Raw genomic sequence first — 18,887 nt, 5'->3', positions numbered from 1 at the left:
CTTTAAAACAAAGGATTATTATGCCGTACCTACGTCTCCTCATGATTTCGTTTTTTATCTTTACCGCTTGCGGTAACAAAAATGTATTCAACGATCCCATTCCCGCTCACAAAAGCATTACGCTAGATTCTAAATTCGTAAATGAAACTCGAGTAATCAATATCTGGACGCCTCCTCAATATTCTGATACTGCTTCTGAATTTCCTGTATTGTATATGCCAGACGGGGGTATTAACGAAGATTTTCCGCATATCGCAAATACACTAGCAAAGCTTATAGAAGAAAATAAGATTGAGCCCATCATACTCGTAGGAATTAAAAATACGCTGCGCGGAAGGGATCTAACCGGTGCTTCTACTGTAAAAGAGCACGAGAAATATGAAATCCCAATGGATGATGGCGCTAAAAGCTTTAGAGCTTTTATTACCGAAGAATTGATTCCTAAAATTAATGCGACTTATAGAACTTCTTCAAAGAAAGGTATCATTGGAGAATCACTCGCCGGACTTTTTGTGATGGAAACTTTTTTTCTCAAACCAGAAACCTTTGACTTTTACATTGCGATAGACCCGTCACTCTGGTGGAATAACAATGCGCTGGTTGATGAGGCTGAAACCTATTTTGAAACACTTCCTAAACGAGAGACCAAGCTTTGGTTTACTGCCTCTGATGCGGTAGATATTTACCGATACACAGAAGAACTTAAGCTAAAACTGGAGACTATTGAACCTGCTAATTTATTATGGAAATACAGCCCAGAGCCTAATGAGCACCACAACACCATTTTTAGAGCGACTAAAGAAAACGCATTGATCTGGTGTTTGGGTAAATCTGAATACGTTTTAAAACTTAAGCAATCCCTAAATGGGTTATCTCTAAAAACTACTAGTGCTTAAAAATGAAATAACTTAGAACTACTAAATTCTCCACTTATGAAAGTTGCCTTCTTCAGTACTAAAAAATACGATCAGGATTTTTTTGAAAAAATAAATTCTGATAACAAGCACCAACTTACCTTTTTTGAAACGGCACTTAATGTCCATACCGCATCATTGGCACAAGATTTTGAAGCGGTATGTGTTTTTGTTAATGATGACCTCAACAAAAAAAACCTTGAGAAACTCGCTGATTGTGGCATTAAACTCATCGCTTTACGCTGTGCCGGTTTTAACAATGTAGATCTGGCAGCAGCAGCAGAAAACAATATAACAATTGTTCGCGTCCCTGCCTATTCACCGCAGGCCGTAGCAGAACATGCGGTCGCTTTAATGCTCACTTTAAACCGAAAAACACATAAAGCCTACAACCGCGTTCGTGAGAATAATTTTTCATTAGAAAAGCTTACAGGTTTTAATATCTACGGAAAAACAGTAGGCGTTATAGGCACTGGCATTATCGGCATTTGCTTTGCTAAAATCATGTTGGGTTTTGGCTGCAAGGTTCTTGCTTACGATATTAAACCCGCTGACGAACTGAAAGATTTAAGCGTAAATTATGTAGCTATTGATGAACTCTTGCAGGAATCCGATATCATCTCCTTGCATTGTCCGCTTAATGAACAAACACATCATCTCATGAATACTGATGCCTTTAATAAAATGAAAAAAGGCGCAATGCTCATCAATACAGGTCGAGGTGCCTTGATAGACACGGCTTCAGTTGTTGAAGCACTTAAGCAAGAAAAACTAGGTTATTTGGGTATTGATGTGTACGAGCAAGAATCAGGCTTGTTTTTCAATGACCTGTCTGAAACAGTTAATAAGGATGATGATTTTTTAAGACTGATGTCTTTCCCAAATGTGCTGATCACCGGTCATCAAGGATTTTTCACCAAAGAAGCTTTAGACCAAATTGCACAAGTAACGCTAAAAAACCTTACCGAATTTGAAAGCGGAAACGAATTAGAAAATGAGGTTAAAGCTTAGGTTTGTTATCTTGCGTACCCAATCATAAGTATTCAGCGATCCACGATGCCTTACTCAAAAAAAAAGCACACAAACAATCTGGAATCACACCCAAAAGGCCAGAATTCAAAACAAGTTCTATCATCTGGGCAAACCTCAACATCTTCTAATCCCGATTATCAGATAAAATCAAAATTACACTCCCGTAATCGCAACCGAGAACCCTATGATCTGGAAGCTTTATTGAAGGTAAAACCGCAGTTGCAAGCTCATATCAAAAAAAACAAATACGGCACAACTTCGGTAGATTTTGCGAATCCTGAAGCTGTAAAATTGCTCAATCAGGCTTTACTTGATTCTTACTACGGAATCTCGAACTGGCAATTTCCGGATGCTAATTTATGCCCGCCTATTCCGGGACGTGCAGACTACTTGCACTACCTCGCTGATTTATTAGCTGAAAAATTTAAAGGAAGTATCCCTAAAGGAAAGCAAATTAAAGGGCTTGATATAGGAACCGGCGCCAGCTTAATTTATCCCATTCTGGGCGTTGTAGCTTATGACTGGAATTTTATAGCGACCGATATAGACCCGGCATCTTTAGCTTCTGCGGAAAGAATTATTGAAACAAATGAATCTCTTCAGGATAAAATTGAGTTACGGCTACAAAAAGAATCTGGTTTTATTTTTAAGGGCATAATCAACCCGGAAGACAAACTGGACTTCACTATGTGTAATCCACCTTTTCACGCTTCTCGTGACGCTGCAATAAAAGGTACACGCAGAAAAGTAAAAAACCTTTCAGGGAAGAATGCCTCTAAACCCGACTTAAATTTTGCAGGAATCGGTAACGAACTCGTCACTCCCGGCGGAGAACCTAAATTCATCAAAACCATGATCAGGGAGAGTACAGCATTTGCAAATAACTGCCTTTGGTTTACCACGCTCGTTTCTAAGCAAGAAAATCTAAAAGATATTTATAAACATCTCAAAAGAGCTTCAGCAAAACACGTAAAAACAATACCTATGGGAACCGGTAACAAAGTAAGCCGCATCGTGGCTTGGTCGTTTCAGAGCAACTAGTACTCCTTCAAAATCGGTTCTTTTTATAACAAATTCATTAGATCTGTATGAAATACCATACTTCAACTGTTTTTAAAAATGTAAACCGTAATTTCACCTTCTCAAAAGTTCTTTACTTTATTTTTTCATCTAACGGAATAGGTTACACATAACGTGCATTAATAGGGAATCTGGTGCAAATCCAGAGCTGTCGCGCAACTGTAAGTAACACAAAACAAAGCTTTAACCGTAGTAATCCACTGTCTTCACAATCAAGATGGGAAGGATGGTAAAAGCTGTTATAAGTCAGGAGACCTGCCTGTTCCGCTAGGACTTTGCTTTCGCGATCTGAAGCTTGAGTCTGGTTTGATGCTCATTTTTCAATAGGATACCTATATCCTGTCTTGAAATTACGGCACCAAAACACTCTTTAATCTTCTCATCTTTTAGCAAAGCCGAAATACGGCAACGAACTTTTAAATCAAATTTTTTAATTTAAAAGTTATTAAAATGCAAACGCACATTCTGGGCTACCCGCGCATTGGTAGTCAACGTGAGCTCAAAAAAGCCTGTGAGCAGTATTGGTCAGGCAACATCAGTCTGGATGATTTACATCAAGCCGGTGCAAACATCAGACAAAACAACTGGAAGCTTCAGCAAGAAGCCGGTATCGATTTGATCCCGTCTAACGATTTTTCGTTTTACGATCAGGTATTGGATATGTCGCTTACCGTCAACGCGATTCCTGTCCGGTATCAGGAGCTGATCTCTAAAAAAGAAACTACAAAACAAGACCTGTACTTTGCGATGGCCCGCGGTTATCAGCAAGACGGTCTGGACATAACCGCGATGGAAATGACCAAATGGTTTGACACCAATTACCATTATATCGTTCCTGAATTTAAAAAAGATCAGGAGTTCGAACTGTTTTCTAACAAAGCTTTAGACGAATTTTTAGAAGCTAAAGAAATAGGCATTCTCACAAAACCAGTTCTTTTGGGGCCTATCACCTATTTGTTGTTGGGTAAAGAAAAAGAAGCTGGCTTCAACCGTTTAGATCTTATAGATAAGCTATTGCCCGTATATATTGACGTTCTTAAAAAGCTTCAAGAAGCCGGTGCGATTTGGGTACAATTAGATGAACCCTTTCTCGCTCTTGATTTAACTCCGAAAGAACAGGAAGTTTACAATAAGGTATATAACGAACTCAAAAAGCAACTGCCGGAATTGAAAATTCTTCTGGCCACGTATTTTGAAGGATTGAAAGAAAATCTTAATCTAGCTGTTTCCCTTCCGGTTTGTGCCTTGCATATTGACCTGGTTAGAGCACCTCAACAATTACAAGAAGTATTAGATAAAACGCCTAAGGAACTAACGCTCTCTTTAGGGATTGTTGATGGAAGGAACATCTGGAAAAACGACTATCAGACTTCGTTAGATTTTATACGGAAAGCGCTTAAAAGCAAATCTCCTAAACGAATCATGATTGCTCCAAGCTGTTCGTTATTACACGTTCCTTGTGATCTGGATTTAGAAACCAATGAAACTGTTTTAACTCCAGAAATTAAAAATTGGTTAGCCTTTGCAAAACAGAAATTAGAAGAGCTCGCTACATTAAAAGCGATTATAGAGGCTGACGACACACACGCGGTTGCTACGATGGAAAAGCTACAAGCTAACCTTGATGCTGTAAAAAGTAAGCAAGAATCACAGCTTATCCACAAAACTGAAGTAAAGCAACGCACTGCAAACATAACTGCAAAAGATGCTAAGCGGAATCAGGATTTTTCAGAGCGAAAGACAATTCAACATAAAGCGCTTAAACTGCCTTTATTTCCTACTACAACAATAGGTTCTTTTCCGCAGACTAAAGAAGTTAGAAGCTGGCGTGCTCAATTTAAAAAAGGAAGTATAGATGCTTTAGCGTATGAAAACCTACTTCTAAAAGAAACCGAGCAGTGCATTCGCTGGCAAGAAGAAATTGATTTAGATGTTCTGGTTCACGGTGAATTTGAACGCAATGATATGGTAGAATATTTTGGCGAACAATTAAATGGATTTGTATTCACAAAAATGGGTTGGGTACAGAGTTATGGAAGCCGCTGTGTAAAACCTCCTATCATTTATGGAGATGTAGATCGTCCTGAAGCCATGACCGTAAAATGGAGTTCCTACGCACAAAGCTTAACTTCAAAAATTGTAAAAGGAATGCTTACCGGGCCGGTTACTATTCTACAATGGAGTTTTGTTCGCAACGATCAATCTCGTTCTGAAACCTGTAATCAGATTGCATTAGCGATTAGAGATGAAGTGCTTGACCTTGAAAAAGCCGGAATCAGAATCATACAAATTGATGAACCGGCAATACGCGAAGGACTACCACTTAGAAAAACAGAATGGGAAGCATATCTAAAATGGGCTGTAAATGCATTTTGTATTTCCGCTGCTGGAGTAAGCGACCAGACACAGATACATACGCACATGTGCTATTCTGAGTTTAACGACATTATTGAGCATATCGCAGCCATGGATGCTGATGTGATCACGATTGAATGTTCTCGTTCTCAGATGGAATTGTTAGATGCTTTTGCCAAATTCAACTATCCTAATGAGATAGGACCCGGAGTGTATGACATTCACGCACCTCGAGTTCCTTCCGTAACAGAGATGGTTGCTTTGATGGAAAAAGCAAAACTGGTAATCCCGGAAAAACAGCTGTGGGTAAACCCTGATTGTGGTTTAAAAACCCGCCATTGGGAGGAAACGCATAAAGCTTTAGAAGCACTGGTAGAAGCTGCGAAAAAGCTGCGTGTAGCTTCGGAAAAAGAACGTTTAGTCACGCATTAAATTTAACTGTTGAGTACACTACCTCGGGGCATTAAACCCTTTGGCGGTGCCAATAAAAAAAGGCGACCTGATCGGATCGGGTTGCCTTTTCTACTATAAATAATTTGATTTAAGCTTTAAGGTCAAAACGGTCTAAGTTCATCACTTTAGTCCAGCTCTTCACAAAGTGCTTTACAAAACGCTCACCAGAATCTTCTAATGCATACGATTCTGCTAAAGCTCTCAACTCTGAGTTAGAACCGAAGATTAGATCAACACGGGTACCAGTCCATTTCTTATCACCGGTATTGCGGTCACTACCTTCAAACAGATTGTCATCTTCAGAAATTGATTTCCAGGTTGTATTCATATCTAAAAGATTCACGAAGAAATCATTAGTCAATGTTTCTGGCTTATCGGTGAATACACCGTTATGAGATTTATCAAAATTAGCGTTCAATACACGCAGGCCACCTACTAGTACAGTCATTTCTGGTGGAGTAAGGGTTAACAGCTGCGCACGATCTATTAAGAATTCTTCAGCTTTGATACTGAAAACATCTTTTAGATAATTTCTAAAACCATCAGCTACCGGCTCTAAAGCATCAAATGCCGAAGCATCTGTTTGCTCTTCAAGGGCATCTGCACGACCAGGGGTGAACGGCACGTGAATATCATGGCCTGCATTTTGAGCTGCTTTCTCTACAGCTGCGCTACCTGCAAGTACAATAAGATCTGCAACAGAAACTTTCTTATTTCCGCTTTGCGAATCATTGAAAGATTTCTGAATACCTTCTAAGGTTTTCAATACTGCCTCTAATTGCTCCGGGTTGTTTACATCCCAAGTTCTTTGTGGTGCAAAACGAATACGCGCTCCGTTTGCTCCTCCTCGTTTATCAGAACCTCTAAAGGTAGAAGCCGAAGCCCAAGCCACAGAAACCAATTCTGATATTGAATGACCTGCGTTGAGAATTGTATTTTTTAATTGTGCTATATCTTCTTCTGAAATCAATTCATAATCTACTGCTGGAATAGGATCTTGCCAGATTAAATCTTCCTGAGGAACTTCGGGTCCTAAATAACAATCTTTAGGTCCCATATCACGATGCGTCAATTTAAACCAAGCACGAGAATAAGCATCTGCAAACTCTTCCGGGTTTTCCATAAAATGTCTTGATATCTTCTCGTAAGCAGGATCAAAACGTAAAGACAAATCTGTGGTCAACATAAAAGGTGCGTGCTTCACTTCAGGTCTGTGGGCATCCGGTACAGTACCAGCACCTGCATCACCTTTAGGTTTCCATTGATGAGCACCCGCCGGACTTTTAGTTAATTCCCACTCGTAACCAAATAGATTTTCGAAGTATTTATTACTCCATTGCGTTGGGGTATCTGTCCACGCTCCTTCTAATCCACTGGTGATGGTATCTGCTCCTTTACCAGAGCCAAAGTTATTTTTCCATCCCATTCCCATAGCCTCAATACCTGCCGCTGCGGGTTCTACCTCTACATACTCTTCAGGATCTGCAGCACCGTGTGTTTTTCCAAACGTATGACCACCTGCTATTAAAGCTACAGTCTCATAATCGTTCATCGCCATACGACCAAAAGTCTCACGAATAAAATGCGCTGATTCAACAGGATCAGGATTCGCATTATGTCCTTCAGGATTTACATAAATTAATCCCATATGTGCAGCTCCTAATGCTTTTTCTAACTCACCACCTTCGTAGCGCTCTTTGTTACCTAACCATTCGGTTTCTGCTCCCCAATAAACTTCTTCCGGTTCCCAAACATCTTTACGACCTCCTGCAAAACCATACATTTTAAGTCCCATAGATTCATGTGCACAGTTACCGGCTAAAACCAGTAAATCTGCCCAAGAAAGTTTGTTACCGTATTTCTTTTTAATAGGCCATAATAAAAGTCTTGCTTTATCTAGGTTAGCATTATCTGGCCAGCTGTTAAGCGGAGCGAAACGTTGTTGACCACTACAAGCACCACCTCTACCGTCGTGTATACGGTAAGTACCGGCTGCGTGCCAAGCCATACGAATAAAGAAAGGCCCATAGTGCCCATAATCTGCAGGCCACCAATCCTGACTGTTAGTCATCACATCATACAAATCTTGTTTTACAGCAGCAAGATCTAATGATTTAAACGCTTCAGCATAATCAAAATCTTCATCCATAGGATCCACTAAAGAAGAATTTTGTTTAAGAATATTCAGGTTTAACTGGTTAGGCCACCAATCTTTGTTTGTAGTTCCCTGACCTGTGATGTGGTTCATTTCTCCACTAAGAAAAGGACATTTTGCTGATTCATTTACATCCCAGACTTTGCCGTCTGTTCCGTGATCTTTGCTATTTTTATTTTCCATAAGTAAGTATTTATAGGTGTAAAATTCTGAAGTAAAGAAATACAATATTAAAAACAAGAATGCATAGTATTCATTTATAGTTCTTATAAATCAATAGACGTTACTTATTAAAAAAGATTGAATTCCCTAATTTTCTTCAATTTACTCAATTTCAAGTAAAATCTGTGAAGTCTTAAATTGAATTTATTGTTATGATTTAGTTTAAAATTTCAGTATTTTTTATACTCCTAAAACCTTTTTTATCATGAAAAACAAAATTCTTCTTATCGCAAGTATCCTCTTCGGGCTAATGTTTATCAATAGCGGATTGAATAAATTTTTCAATTACATGCCCATCCCTGAAAACATGAGTCCGGAAATGTTAGAAATATTCAACGCATTTATAACCATTAACTGGCTCATGCCACTAATCGCTGTTGTAGAAATTCTAGGCGGAGTACTCGTTATGTTTAAGCAAACACGTGCTTTAGGAGCGGTCATGCTTTTCCCCATTTTAATAGGTATATTATTGATTCATATTTTAAATGAACCTAGTGGATTAGTAGTCGCTCTGATCTTTTTCGCTTTAGACATATGGTTCCTTTTTGAAAGTCGAAATAAACTAAAACCTTTATTCAATAAATAGTTTTTTATGATGTGCTAACTTGCTGCTTATTCAACCGCTTTGGCTATGCATCCTAATGAGGAAATTCTAGAGATTTTTTACAGTTCTTTTAAAAATCACAATCCGCAAGCAATGACTGCCTGCTATGCAAAAAACATCATTTTTGAAGATCCTGTTTTTGGCAGCATTCGCGGTGATCGTGCCATTGCAATGTGGTTTATGCTCAACGAGCGGGGCGGTAATGACCTTAAAATTGAATACAGCGAGATACAAGCAAACGATTATAATGGAAGTGCAAAGTGGACGGCTACCTATCTGTATGGCCCCCAAAAACGGAAAGTAGTTAATCACGTAGTGGGAACATTCAGTTTTCAAAATGGAAAGATTGTGCAACATACAGATCACTTTGACCTCTATAAATGGAGCAGACAAGCCTTGGGTTTTAAAGGATTGCTTCTAGGCTGGACGAAGTTTATGAAATTGAAAATTCAACAACAAACCAGCAAAGCGCTTTCTAGTTATTTACGTAAAATGAAATCCTTTCAGGAAGAAACTTCACTCTGAGTATCATCTTTTTGAAAATTTAAAAACTAGTTGTTTACTTGAATGATTTATAAAGGAATTAACGCAGCACACAACTATTTTTAATCGAGTTGTATAGAAAAACCTCCTCTTTGGAGCCGCTTTATAGTATAAAAATCTACACTATATTAACCTACTCGTAAACCGTTTTTAACAGGCATATCTGGATTTAAAAGGGTTACTTCACTTCCATCTACAGTACCCAGCAACAAACATTCGCTCATAAAATTGGCAATTTGTTTCTTCGGGAAATTCACAACCGCAATCACCTGCTTTCCCACAAGGTCTGTACGCTCGTATCGTTTTGTTATTTGAGCTGAAGTCTTTCTGATTCCTATTTCGTCACCAAAATCTATTTGCAGCTGAAAAGCAGGTTTCCTGGCTTCAGGAAAATCACTAACAGTTATTATGGTACCAACACGCATTTCTACGCGTTCAAATTCAGACCAACTTAAATCATCTGCCATCAATGCTCAATCTTTAACTTTTGAATCATTTCTTGTGAAATCTGACCACTGTAAGCTCCGTAAGCATCCACTAGTAGTCCTTTTTCTCCGCTATGCGTATTAACCACATACAAAACACTGTTATCTCCAGGGTTTGTCATTCCTTCAAAACGAAATGCATCCTCAACTTCTATTTGGCCGGCAGTCCAAGTCTTTTTATGTGCTTTAGATTCGATACCTTCATCTACTAAATTAAAATCTGTATCGTATCCTTTACTCTGTAAATCTTCAATCGCTTTTGAAAGCGAACTATAGGTATTTTTCATGATATCTTGGATTTTCACTAAAGTTACAAAGGCTTTAAAACGAGCCCAAAGATTTAAAACAACTTTAGTATTTGTAACACTTAACAGCTTTTACCGACCTATCTTGTAGATTACACAGAATACTTGAAACTATGGCAAGAACTCCTTCAAATATGTTAGAACTGGGCACTACTGCTCCGTACTTTTCATTGCTCAACCCGCTAACTAATGATCACGTTACTTTGACTGATGCTGCCGGAGAACGCGGAACAGTCATAATGTTTCTATGCAATCATTGCCCCTTCGTAAAACACGTGAATGACGAGATCGTACGCATTGCAAATGATTATCGTGTTTTGGGGTTTGGTTTTATCGCAATAAGCAGTAATGATGTAGAAAACTATCCGGAAGACAGCCCGTGGTTAATGCGTAAAACTGCTCGTAAATACAATTATTCTTTCCCGTATTTATATGACGAAAGCCAGCAGGTTGCTAAAGATTATGATGCGGCATGTACACCTGATTTCTATTTATTTGATACTGAATTAAAACTCATTTATCGCGGTCAGTTAGATGACTCCAGACCGGGTAATGGCATTCCCGTAAACGGAAGAGATTTGCGCGAAGCGCTTGATAATGTGTTTAACAACAGAAAACAAAACGAACTTCAAAAACCCAGTTTGGGCTGTGGAATCAAGTGGAAACCTGAAAACTAACAGGTTTATGTTTGACCACATTCATCCGTACGCGCCATTCAATCTTGAAGAAGCGACAAAACTTATCGTGGGAACCTTACCTCCTCCCCGTTTTACAACCGGTGAATTACTCCCTGAAGATGTAGACTTTTGCTACGGCAGTAAAAACGGGATGCTCTGGCCCATTCTAGACAAAATCTTTCAACTTGACCTCGTTTATGAGAATACTACTCAAGCCATTAACCAGCGACTCCACTTTTTAAAAAGAAATAAAATTGGCGTTTGTGATATTGTAGCTTCGGCAAAGCGAGATAAAATAGATGCTTCAGATCTGGGAATGCAAGATGTGGTTTTGCGCGATCTGGTCACGTATTTAGAAGCTCACAAACAGATAGAAACTTTAATATTCACCGGTGGTAATAGTAAAAATGGTCCCGAGTATTTTTTTCGTCGTCAGGCTAAAGAACACCAGCTTAAATTGGATGTAGTTTCTGCAACAGTGCCGCGCATCCATCAGTTTGAGCTAGATGGTAGAACAGTAAAAACGGTCTCGCTCACGGCACCCTCAGGGGCGGCTAACCGAGCCATTGGCAGCATGAAGAAATACAAAGATCAAAAATTAAAAAATCCGCAGTTTAATACATTTGATTTCAGAATTCAGCAATACCGCGAATTCTTTTAAAAGTCCTGAAGAATCAACAGCTCCAAACTTGCATTAATTCTTAATTTTAGCTTTCTCAATATTCTATTCTAATGAAGTTATCCCTATTCAGCTTACTTGCATTTTTAATTTTGGCTTGCGCCGAGAAACCCAAACCGGAAGATTTTGATCTCATAACTCCTTTTGAAAAAGGTAATGGAAATCAAACACCAACCTATCAGGAAGTGATGGATTATTATGCTGATCTTGACGAAGCCTATGTTTCTATCAAAACCTACGAAATAGGCGCTACAGATAGCGGCAAACCGCTTACTCTGGTGACTTTTAATACCGATAGAACTTTTGATTCTGAATTTGCAGACGCTAAAGATGTGACACGAATCCTCATCAATAACGGCATCCATCCGGGTGAATCTGATGGAATTGACGCGACAATGCTGTTGATGCGAGATTTGGCAAATGGAACAATTCAAGCACCAGAAAAAACCTGGATTGGAGCAATCGCAATTTACAATACAGGTGGCTCCCTAAACAGAAATACCGGCACGCGAGCCAACCAAAACGGCCCTGAAGAATATGGTTTTAGAGGGAATGCTCAGAATTATGATCTCAATCGTGATTTCGTAAAAGCAGATACCCGAAATGCCCGAACTTTTGCTAATATCTATCATATGATAAACCCTGATGTTTTGATAGATAATCACGTGAGTAATGGTGCAGATTATCAATATGTGCTCACGCATTTATTTACACAGCACACTAAATTAGGAGGCAAACCCGGTGCGTATTTACATGAAGAACTACAACCTCAATTGGAACAAGATTTAGCTGCAAAAGACTGGCCTATCACACCATATGTCAATGTGTTTAATCAGGTCCCGGAAATTGGCTTTTCACAATTTATGGACTACCCGCGGTATTCAACGGGCTACAGCACGCTATGGAACACTTTTGGGATGATGGTAGAAACACATATGCTTAAACCCTATAAGCAACGTGTAGAAGGTACTTACGAATTGATGAAATCTATGTTGAGCATTGTTGAGAAAGATGGTGCAAAAATGCAGCGCCTTAGAAAAGAACAAGATTCTATTTACAAAAGCGGCTCGCTAACCGGAAAAAGCTACGCGTTGCATTTTGATATAGACAGCAGCAAGACGACAACGCTCAATTTCTTAGGTTATGAAGGCGAGCAGCAAACAAGCTCGGTTACCGAAATGCCGCGCTTAAAATACAATAGAGAGAAACCTTTTGAAAAAGAAGTTACGTATTATAATTATATGAAGCCGGTTAAAGAAGTAAGCATTCCCAGAGCTTATATCATTCCTCAAGGTTGGTATCACGTTATTGAGCGATTGAAAGAAAATGAAATTGATGTTGAACGTTTTCAGAAAGATACCCTTTTAACTGCAGAAGTATATCACATTGCCGACTACAAAACACGATCTCAAGCTTATGAAGGTCACTATCTGCATTATAATACAAAAGTAATAAGTACCAAAAAAGAAGTTGCTGTACGTGCAGGAGATTACCTTATAGAAACCAATCAGTCTGGCTTGCGCTATATTATTGAAATGTTTGAACCTTCTGGAGTAGATTCCTTTTTTAACTGGAACTACTTTGATACGGTTTTACAGCAAAAAGAACACTTCTCACCTTATGTATGGGAAGACCGTGCTCAGGAGTTATTGGATGCAGATCAAGAGTTAAAAGCAGCATTTGATGCTAAAAAACAAGATGATGCAGCATTTGCAAAAAACTGGTATGCACAACTAGAGTGGATTTATGCGCATTCTTCTAATTATGAAGAAGCTTATCTACGCTACCCGATCTTTAGGATTACTAATTAAATATTCTTTAGGAAACAACAACTTGATGTTCTCATAAGATTTAGTCAGCGCCTTTTGAGATTTTTCAAAATTCTTCCAACGAACTTTTTTGATACCCTCAGAAGGTTGCGGTTCTAACAACCCCTCATAATCTGAAGTCATCCTATACCAATAGGTTTCTTTGAGTTTGAACTTTCCGCCTCGCTTAAAAACGTGATATGTAATCGTAATGAGATCGCCCAGCATCAGATTCTGACAACCGGTTTCTTCGCTCACCTCACGTACGGCACATTCTTCTATGGTTTCATTTTTCTCAAGTTTTCCTTTTGGCAAATCCCACTTTCCGTTTCGTTTGATAAAAAGAATTTCAGAATGCTCATTAAAAACCATTCCGCCACCGGCAATAACCACAGGTAGTTTTTTCTTCAAAAACTTGAGTAATTTATTGCCTTTAGGGTGATAGAGATTGATGTGCGTGAGCTGACCACGATTCACCTGTTTAATAATGCTTTTTATTTTTGCACGTTTTATGGGAATGGATGTGTAATTTTCTCCAATATACTTTTCAGTTGAAAGTATTATGGGCACATCATTTACAAAAACTTTATACATTTGTACCATGATCTTAAAAAAGGAAACAGCTAAAAAAACAGCTGAGTTGTTATTGCAAATTAATGCAATTAAATTACAACCACAAAACCCCTTCACGTGGGCCAGCGGGTGGAAATCACCCATTTATTGCGATAACCGCATTACTTTGTCGTATCCGCAGATACGCAACTACTTGCGGGAAAATATCGCTAATCAAATAGAACAAATTTATGGCAAGCCAGATGTAATCGCTGGTGTAGCCACTGGTGCAATAGGAATAGGCATGCTGGTTGCAGACTTTTTAAACCTCCCTTTTATCTATATCAGACCGGAGGCGAAAAAGCACGGAAGACAAAATCAAATCGAAGGAAAATTAGAGCCCGGCCAGTCTGTTGTTGTTGTAGAGGATTTAATTAGCACCGGTAAAAGTAGCCTTATGGCTGTGGAAGCTTTAAAAGCTGCTAAAGCTAATGTAAAAGGGATGCTTGCCATTTTCACCTATGGATTTGATGTTTCTAAAACCAATTTTGAAGAATATGGCATAGACTTACATACGCTAAGTGATTACGATCACCTTTTAGAACAAGCTTCAGATACACGCTATATCTCAGAAAAAGAACGATTAACCTTGCAGACTTGGCGTCTTTCTCCAGATACCTGGGAAGCTTCCCTTTAAAATAAAACACATAACGCTTAATTTCAATTTTCACAGACTAATAAACCTATGTATATAGAAAGCCCTAAGAAGACCATCAATAAAAGCCCTGAAACAATTTTCAACTTTCTTGTTGATGTAAATAATTACAAACAATTGATGCCAGACAGCATTAGTAAATTTGAAATTTTAAGTGACAAACGTTTTCTTTTTGCCTTAAAAGGAATGCCAGATATTGTTTTAGAATTAAAGAACAGTGTGCCTTATAACAAAGTAGTTTTAGGTGCTGCAAGCGATAAGCTTCCTTTCACCTTAACTGCAAACATTAAAGAACTTACTGAAGATAGTAGCGAGGCATATTTTGAGTTTGAAGGAGAATTCAACGCGATGATGGCTATGATGATTAAAGGCCCTATTACAAAATTCATTCAGACGCTAACCGAAAATTTACAAACTATCTAATAGAGCAGTTTTAGCTCTTTGAGATCAAATTCTTTATAAAGCTCATCTTCTAATTGCAAGATGAGCTTTCCTGTTTTTGATACTTCGGTAATGATACCTGTGAAGAGTTCTCCTGAATTTGATTGAAAAGTTGAGGCTTTCCCTTTTCTAAATAGTTTTTCTTCGTATTCTTTCTTTAGTGTTTCAAAAGCACCTTCTGTAATAAGCGCTACATATTTATAGAACTTAGATACGAGTAAGTTTAAAATTTCTTCCAATTCAAAAATCTTCCCGGTCTCTAGAGCTAGTGAAGTTGCTCGCGGTGCGTGGTTAAATAATTTTTGATTAATGTTAAGCCCAACACCAATTATGACAGCATAAAGACCATTGCGTATCACACTTTCTATGAGTATTCCACAAATTTTAGATTTACCTGCCAATATGTCGTTTGGCCATTTTACCGATATATTCTTTACTCCAAACTCCTCTAAAACCTCATAAACAGCTAATGAAGTTGCCATCGTTATGTAAAAAGATTTTCTCACCGGCAATCCTTCTACCCGCTTAAACACACTAAACGTAAGGTTCTTACCCGGTTCTGATTCCCACGAAGCACCACGTTGCCCTCTACCGGCTTGTTGATCTAATGTCCAGACCAGAACATCACTTTCTGAGTCAAACTCTTTTGTGTACGCTCTTAAGTAGGAATTTGTAGAAGTTGTGGCATTAAGTTTGACTACTTTCATGCGGTATAAGGAATGGCTTAAATGTTATAACAAGAAACACTATGAAACAAAATTGTAATAACTTTGCCAAACTAAAAAAGATTTAATGGCAAAAAAAGAAGTAAGTACAGATCAATTAATTACAACTATTCTAGAAGGGATTGAAGAAGTGAAGGGTCAAAATATTGATTTATTAGACCTTAGGGAGATAGAAAACATGGTTTGTGACTATTTTATCGTATGCAATGGTACTTCTAACACGCAGGTAACCGCCATTGTAAATTCAATTCAAAAAACAGTTAGCAAAAAACTTAAAGATAAGCCCTGGCACGTAGAAGGCACACAAAATGCTGAATGGGTGTTGATGGACTATGTACACGTTGTTGTACATGTTTTCCAAAAACACATCAGGGAATATTATGATATTGAAAGTCTTTGGGGAGATGCCAAAGTAACTTCAATTGAATCAAATTATTAAAAAAAATCAATGGCAGAAAAATCAAAAAAGCCCGCTCCTAAAAAGCCTAAATTTAGTGCTTGGTGGATTTACACCGCAATAATACTTGTATTCTTAGCTCTCAATCTTTTCAGCAGTGGCTCTGATCATGGGAACCCCAAAGAGATTTTACAGGATCAGTTAACAACCTTTATTGAAGACGGTGATGTCAAGAGAATTGACATTAACAAATCAGCCAGTAATCAGGTTGCTTATATCTATCTTACAGATAATGCAAAAGACAAGGAAAAGCATACTAAACCAGTAGATAATGGGATGAACTTCTTTAATAGTACCGGTGGTGCTGACTATGAATATCGTTATGGTACACTTGAAAATTTTGAGAAGTCTTTAGCTGAAATTAAAGCAGGTCAGGATTTCAATGTCAAATACCTGAAGCCGGAAAACAATATGTTTGGAGACATATTAATCACATTGCTTCCTATTGTAATAATCATTGGTATTTGGATTTTTATAATGCGCAGAATGTCATCTGGTGGTGCAGGCGGTGCAGGCGGTCAGATTTTTAATATCGGAAAATCTAAAGCAAAACTTTTTGACGAAAAGACTGATGTAAAAACTTCTTTTAAAGATGTTGCCGGTCTCGAGGGAGCAAAAGAAGAAGTGCAAGAAATTGTAGATTTCTTAAAAAATCCTGAAAAATACACAAACCTAGGTGGTAAGATCCCTAAAGGCGCTTTACTTGTAGGACCTCCGGGAACAGGTAAAACATTACTTGCTAAAGCGGTAGCCGGCGAAGCTAAAGTACCATTCTTCTCACTTTCTGGCTCTGACTTTGTAGAGATGTTTGTAGGTGTAGGTGCTTCTCGGGTTCGTGACCTCTTTAAACAAGCAAAAGAAAAATCTCCTGCTATAATCTTTATTGACGAAATTGATGCAATTGGTAGAGCTCGTGGAAAATCCAATTTTAGCGGATCTAATGATGAGCGCGAAAACACATTGAACCAACTTCTTACAGAAATGGATGGTTTTGGCACAAATACAAATGTAATTGTATTAGCTGCAACCAACCGCGCCGATGTTTTAGATACAGCTTTAATGCGTGCAGGTCGTTTTGACCGTCAAATCTATGTAGATCTTCCAGATGTTAGAGAACGTAAAGAGATATTTGAAGTTCACTTACGCCCGCTTAAAAAAGTAGCTGACGAGTTAGACACAGAATTTATGGCTAAGCAAACACCGGGATTCTCTGGTGCTGATATTGCCAACGTGTGTAATGAGGCAGCCCTTATCGCTGCAAGACAAGGCAAAACAGCTGTAGGTCGTCAGGATTTCTTAGATGCAGTTGATCGTATTGTAGGAGGTCTTGAAAAGAAAAATAAAATCATCACTCCAGATGAGAAAAAAGCAATTGCATTTCACGAAGCCGGTCACGCTACCGTTAGTTGGATGCTTGAGCATGCTGCTCCTTTAGTAAAAGTAACTATTGTCCCTCGTGGTCGATCACTAGGAGCCGCATGGTATTTACCAGAAGAGCGCCTTATCGTACGCCCTGAGCAAATGCTAGACGAAATGTGTGCTGCTATGGGTGGTCGTGCTGCTGAGAAAGTAACGTTTGATAAAATTTCTACAGGTGCTTTAAGTGACTTAGAAAAAGTTACTAAGCAAGCTCGTATGATGGTTACTATTTATGGTTTAAATGATGAGATTGGAAACCTGACGTATTATGATTCTTCAGGTCAGAATGAGTATAACTTCAGCAAACCATACAGTGAAAAAACCGCTGAACTTATTGATAAAGAAATTTCTAAAATTATTGAAGAGCAATATCAACGTGCTATTAAAATATTAGAAGACAACAAAGATAAATTGAATGAACTTGCAGAAGTCCTTCTTGATAAAGAGGTGATTTTCAAAGATAATCTAGAAAAAATCTTCGGGAAACGTCCTTTTGAAAAAAGTATAGAAGCCGAAACTAAGGGCCTTCCTTTAAGCGAAAGTTAGAATCCCAACGGCTACAACCAATATAAAATCTTAACTTGACACGTTGTTGAGTTAAGATTTTTTATATTTGATAGAATCCTAAATTTAGACGAATACCACTCATTTATGAGTATCTTAAAGAAGCTTTTTAAGCAAAAAATTTCGCCAAGCGCAGATAAACCCAAGAGTTCTATTAAAGAACGGGGTAAATACATGCCTGATGTTACCGCTCCCGCAGATGAACGTTTTACGAAACATTTTATCCTAAATGGTGGTAAATTTCTGTATTGTATCGACATGGGTGAAGTTCACGAAAGTTTTGACAACATCCTTCTCGAAAACGATTGGTACGAGCAAGATGTGTATTGTCTTGACAGTAAGTTAGAAAATCTCTTCAAAGGATATAATTTAAATTTTGGAAGAGAAAAAGAATCTAAGTTCTTTTTATCAACGTGTGAAAACTTGATTGCTGATGATGGCAGTCTTTTGATTTCTTCAAATCAAATCAAAGAAAAAAAACTAAAAGAGCTTCCTCAAAACCTTGTTATTTTTGCAACTACAAGTCAAATTGTAAACAGTATTGGCGAAGGTTTAAGAGGCATTAAAAAGAAGAATACGGGACAAATACCTACAAATATTACCACGATTAAAAATTTTGAACCTAAAGAAGGGGTCAAAGATTTTATGAGCTATGGCAGTAGTGCAAAAAATCTTTATTTATTACTACTAGAAGATTTGTAG

Annotated in this window: 19 protein-coding genes and 1 riboswitch; of the genes, 14 read left to right on the top strand and 5 right to left on the bottom strand. The window is 38.2% G+C overall.

Annotation, left to right across the window (positions count from 1 at the left end):
* The first annotated feature begins 20 nt into the window (after positions 1–20).
* The 4 genes from BUB91_RS17855 (at position 21) to metE (ending at position 5,813) form a co-directional block, all read left to right on the top strand.
* Positions 21–896, top strand: a complete 876-nt coding sequence (locus BUB91_RS17855) for an alpha/beta hydrolase (protein ID WP_073100561.1) — start codon at positions 21–23, stop codon at positions 894–896.
* Positions 897–932: 36 nt separating this feature from the next.
* Entirely contained in the window at positions 933–1,925 is a 993-nt protein-coding gene (locus tag BUB91_RS17850) for a 2-hydroxyacid dehydrogenase (protein WP_073100560.1), read from the top strand.
* 45 nt (positions 1,926–1,970) lie between these two features.
* Positions 1,971–2,987 carry a 23S rRNA (adenine(1618)-N(6))-methyltransferase RlmF gene (gene rlmF / locus BUB91_RS17845; protein WP_083558020.1) on the top strand — a complete coding sequence of 339 codons (1,017 nt, stop codon included), beginning with the start codon at positions 1,971–1,973 and terminating at the stop codon, positions 2,985–2,987.
* 122 nt (positions 2,988–3,109) lie between these two features.
* A riboswitch (cobalamin riboswitch) is annotated at positions 3,110–3,303 on the top strand.
* 173 nt (positions 3,304–3,476) lie between these two features.
* Positions 3,477–5,813 (top strand): 5-methyltetrahydropteroyltriglutamate--homocysteine S-methyltransferase, encoded by a 2,337-nt coding sequence (metE, locus tag BUB91_RS17840; RefSeq protein ID WP_073100559.1) that lies wholly within the window; start codon positions 3,477–3,479, stop codon positions 5,811–5,813.
* Between the two features lie 109 nt (positions 5,814–5,922).
* On the opposite strand, the gene katG is transcribed toward metE, so the two are convergent.
* Positions 5,923–8,172, bottom strand: coding sequence for a catalase/peroxidase HPI (gene katG, locus BUB91_RS17835; protein ID WP_073100558.1), 2,250 nt, complete (start codon positions 8,170–8,172; stop codon positions 5,923–5,925).
* A gap of 244 nt (positions 8,173–8,416) precedes the next feature.
* On the opposite strand from katG, the gene BUB91_RS17830 reads away from it, so the two are divergent.
* Positions 8,417–8,797: a DoxX family membrane protein gene (locus tag BUB91_RS17830; protein WP_073100557.1), complete on the top strand. Its 381-nt coding sequence runs from the start codon at positions 8,417–8,419 to the stop codon at positions 8,795–8,797.
* A 45-nt stretch (positions 8,798–8,842) separates the two neighbouring features.
* Positions 8,843–9,340 (top strand): nuclear transport factor 2 family protein, encoded by a 498-nt coding sequence (locus BUB91_RS17825; protein WP_073100556.1) that lies wholly within the window; start codon positions 8,843–8,845, stop codon positions 9,338–9,340.
* Between the two features lie 146 nt (positions 9,341–9,486).
* On the opposite strand, the gene BUB91_RS17820 is transcribed toward BUB91_RS17825, so the two are convergent.
* Positions 9,487–9,825 (bottom strand): tRNA-binding protein, encoded by a 339-nt coding sequence (locus BUB91_RS17820; protein WP_073100555.1) that lies wholly within the window; start codon positions 9,823–9,825, stop codon positions 9,487–9,489.
* Positions 9,825–10,130 (bottom strand): phosphoribosylpyrophosphate synthetase, encoded by a 306-nt coding sequence (locus tag BUB91_RS17815; protein WP_073100554.1) that lies wholly within the window; start codon positions 10,128–10,130, stop codon positions 9,825–9,827. The genes BUB91_RS17820 and BUB91_RS17815 overlap by 1 nt, the downstream gene beginning before the upstream one ends.
* A gap of 131 nt (positions 10,131–10,261) precedes the next feature.
* Between BUB91_RS17815 and BUB91_RS17810 the strand changes: the two genes are divergently transcribed.
* From BUB91_RS17810 to BUB91_RS17800, 3 genes are all read left to right on the top strand, one after another.
* Positions 10,262–10,825 (top strand): thioredoxin family protein, encoded by a 564-nt coding sequence (locus BUB91_RS17810; protein WP_073100553.1) that lies wholly within the window; start codon positions 10,262–10,264, stop codon positions 10,823–10,825.
* Between the two features lie 7 nt (positions 10,826–10,832).
* Entirely contained in the window at positions 10,833–11,486 is a 654-nt protein-coding gene (locus BUB91_RS17805; protein ID WP_073100552.1) for a uracil-DNA glycosylase family protein, read from the top strand.
* A 71-nt stretch (positions 11,487–11,557) separates the two neighbouring features.
* A complete protein-coding gene (locus BUB91_RS17800; RefSeq protein WP_073100551.1) occupies positions 11,558–13,315 on the top strand; it encodes a M14 family metallopeptidase in 1,758 nt (585 codons plus the stop codon).
* Here the strand turns inward: BUB91_RS17800 and BUB91_RS17795 are convergent.
* Positions 13,283–13,906 carry an NUDIX hydrolase gene (locus BUB91_RS17795; protein WP_073100586.1) on the bottom strand — a complete coding sequence of 208 codons (624 nt, stop codon included), beginning with the start codon at positions 13,904–13,906 and terminating at the stop codon, positions 13,283–13,285. The genes BUB91_RS17800 and BUB91_RS17795 overlap by 33 nt on opposite strands.
* 7 nt (positions 13,907–13,913) lie before the next feature.
* On the opposite strand from BUB91_RS17795, the gene pyrE reads away from it, so the two are divergent.
* Together pyrE and BUB91_RS17785 are read left to right on the top strand one after the other, a co-directional pair.
* Entirely contained in the window at positions 13,914–14,561 is a 648-nt protein-coding gene (gene pyrE / locus BUB91_RS17790) for an orotate phosphoribosyltransferase (protein WP_073100550.1), read from the top strand.
* Between the two features lie 48 nt (positions 14,562–14,609).
* Complete coding sequence (locus BUB91_RS17785) at positions 14,610–15,002, top strand: orotate phosphoribosyltransferase (RefSeq protein ID WP_073100549.1); 393 nt, start codon at positions 14,610–14,612, stop codon at positions 15,000–15,002.
* Here BUB91_RS17785 and BUB91_RS17780 read toward each other — a convergent pair.
* Positions 14,999–15,727, bottom strand: coding sequence for a biotin--[acetyl-CoA-carboxylase] ligase (locus BUB91_RS17780; protein WP_073100548.1), 729 nt, complete (start codon positions 15,725–15,727; stop codon positions 14,999–15,001). The genes BUB91_RS17785 and BUB91_RS17780 overlap by 4 nt on opposite strands.
* Positions 15,728–15,812: 85 nt before the next feature.
* Here BUB91_RS17780 and rsfS point away from each other — a divergent pair, with 85 nt between their 5' ends.
* From rsfS to BUB91_RS17765, 3 genes are all read left to right on the top strand, one after another.
* Complete coding sequence (gene rsfS / locus BUB91_RS17775) at positions 15,813–16,184, top strand: ribosome silencing factor (protein ID WP_073100547.1); 372 nt, start codon at positions 15,813–15,815, stop codon at positions 16,182–16,184.
* Positions 16,185–16,193: 9 nt separating this feature from the next.
* Entirely contained in the window at positions 16,194–18,167 is a 1,974-nt protein-coding gene (gene ftsH, locus BUB91_RS17770; protein WP_073100546.1) for an ATP-dependent zinc metalloprotease FtsH, read from the top strand.
* 105 nt (positions 18,168–18,272) lie between these two features.
* Positions 18,273–18,887 (top strand): LUD domain-containing protein, encoded by a 615-nt coding sequence (locus tag BUB91_RS17765; protein WP_073100545.1) that lies wholly within the window; start codon positions 18,273–18,275, stop codon positions 18,885–18,887.

Source organism: Leeuwenhoekiella marinoflava DSM 3653 (assembly GCF_900129005.1).
In the GTDB taxonomy this organism is placed as follows: Bacteria; Bacteroidota; Bacteroidia; order Flavobacteriales; family Flavobacteriaceae; genus Leeuwenhoekiella; species Leeuwenhoekiella marinoflava.
Note: the sequence above shows the minus strand (reverse complement) of the source record. Positions and strands in the feature narration are given on the sequence as shown.

Coding starts and splice junctions, on each gene's coding strand:
- BUB91_RS17825 (WP_073100556.1), top strand. CDS start 8,843: ATGCATCCTAATGAGGAAATTCTAGAGATTTTTTACAGTTCTTTTAAA.
- BUB91_RS17780 (WP_073100548.1), bottom strand. CDS start 15,727: ATGAAAGTAGTCAAACTTAATGCCACAACTTCTACAAATTCCTACTTA.
- BUB91_RS17785 (WP_073100549.1), top strand. CDS start 14,610: ATGTATATAGAAAGCCCTAAGAAGACCATCAATAAAAGCCCTGAAACA.
- BUB91_RS17830 (WP_073100557.1), top strand. CDS start 8,417: ATGAAAAACAAAATTCTTCTTATCGCAAGTATCCTCTTCGGGCTAATG.
- BUB91_RS17815 (WP_073100554.1), bottom strand. CDS start 10,130: ATGAAAAATACCTATAGTTCGCTTTCAAAAGCGATTGAAGATTTACAG.
- BUB91_RS17800 (WP_073100551.1), top strand. CDS start 11,558: ATGAAGTTATCCCTATTCAGCTTACTTGCATTTTTAATTTTGGCTTGC.
- BUB91_RS17820 (WP_073100555.1), bottom strand. CDS start 9,825: ATGGCAGATGATTTAAGTTGGTCTGAATTTGAACGCGTAGAAATGCGT.
- rsfS (WP_073100547.1), top strand. CDS start 15,813: ATGGCAAAAAAAGAAGTAAGTACAGATCAATTAATTACAACTATTCTA.
- pyrE (WP_073100550.1), top strand. CDS start 13,914: ATGATCTTAAAAAAGGAAACAGCTAAAAAAACAGCTGAGTTGTTATTG.
- BUB91_RS17850 (WP_073100560.1), top strand. CDS start 933: ATGAAAGTTGCCTTCTTCAGTACTAAAAAATACGATCAGGATTTTTTT.
- katG (WP_073100558.1), bottom strand. CDS start 8,172: ATGGAAAATAAAAATAGCAAAGATCACGGAACAGACGGCAAAGTCTGG.
- BUB91_RS17765 (WP_073100545.1), top strand. CDS start 18,273: ATGAGTATCTTAAAGAAGCTTTTTAAGCAAAAAATTTCGCCAAGCGCA.
- BUB91_RS17855 (WP_073100561.1), top strand. CDS start 21: ATGCCGTACCTACGTCTCCTCATGATTTCGTTTTTTATCTTTACCGCT.
- ftsH (WP_073100546.1), top strand. CDS start 16,194: ATGGCAGAAAAATCAAAAAAGCCCGCTCCTAAAAAGCCTAAATTTAGT.
- BUB91_RS17810 (WP_073100553.1), top strand. CDS start 10,262: ATGGCAAGAACTCCTTCAAATATGTTAGAACTGGGCACTACTGCTCCG.
- rlmF (WP_083558020.1), top strand. CDS start 1,971: ATGCCTTACTCAAAAAAAAAGCACACAAACAATCTGGAATCACACCCA.
- BUB91_RS17795 (WP_073100586.1), bottom strand. CDS start 13,906: ATGTATAAAGTTTTTGTAAATGATGTGCCCATAATACTTTCAACTGAA.
- metE (WP_073100559.1), top strand. CDS start 3,477: ATGCAAACGCACATTCTGGGCTACCCGCGCATTGGTAGTCAACGTGAG.
- BUB91_RS17805 (WP_073100552.1), top strand. CDS start 10,833: ATGTTTGACCACATTCATCCGTACGCGCCATTCAATCTTGAAGAAGCG.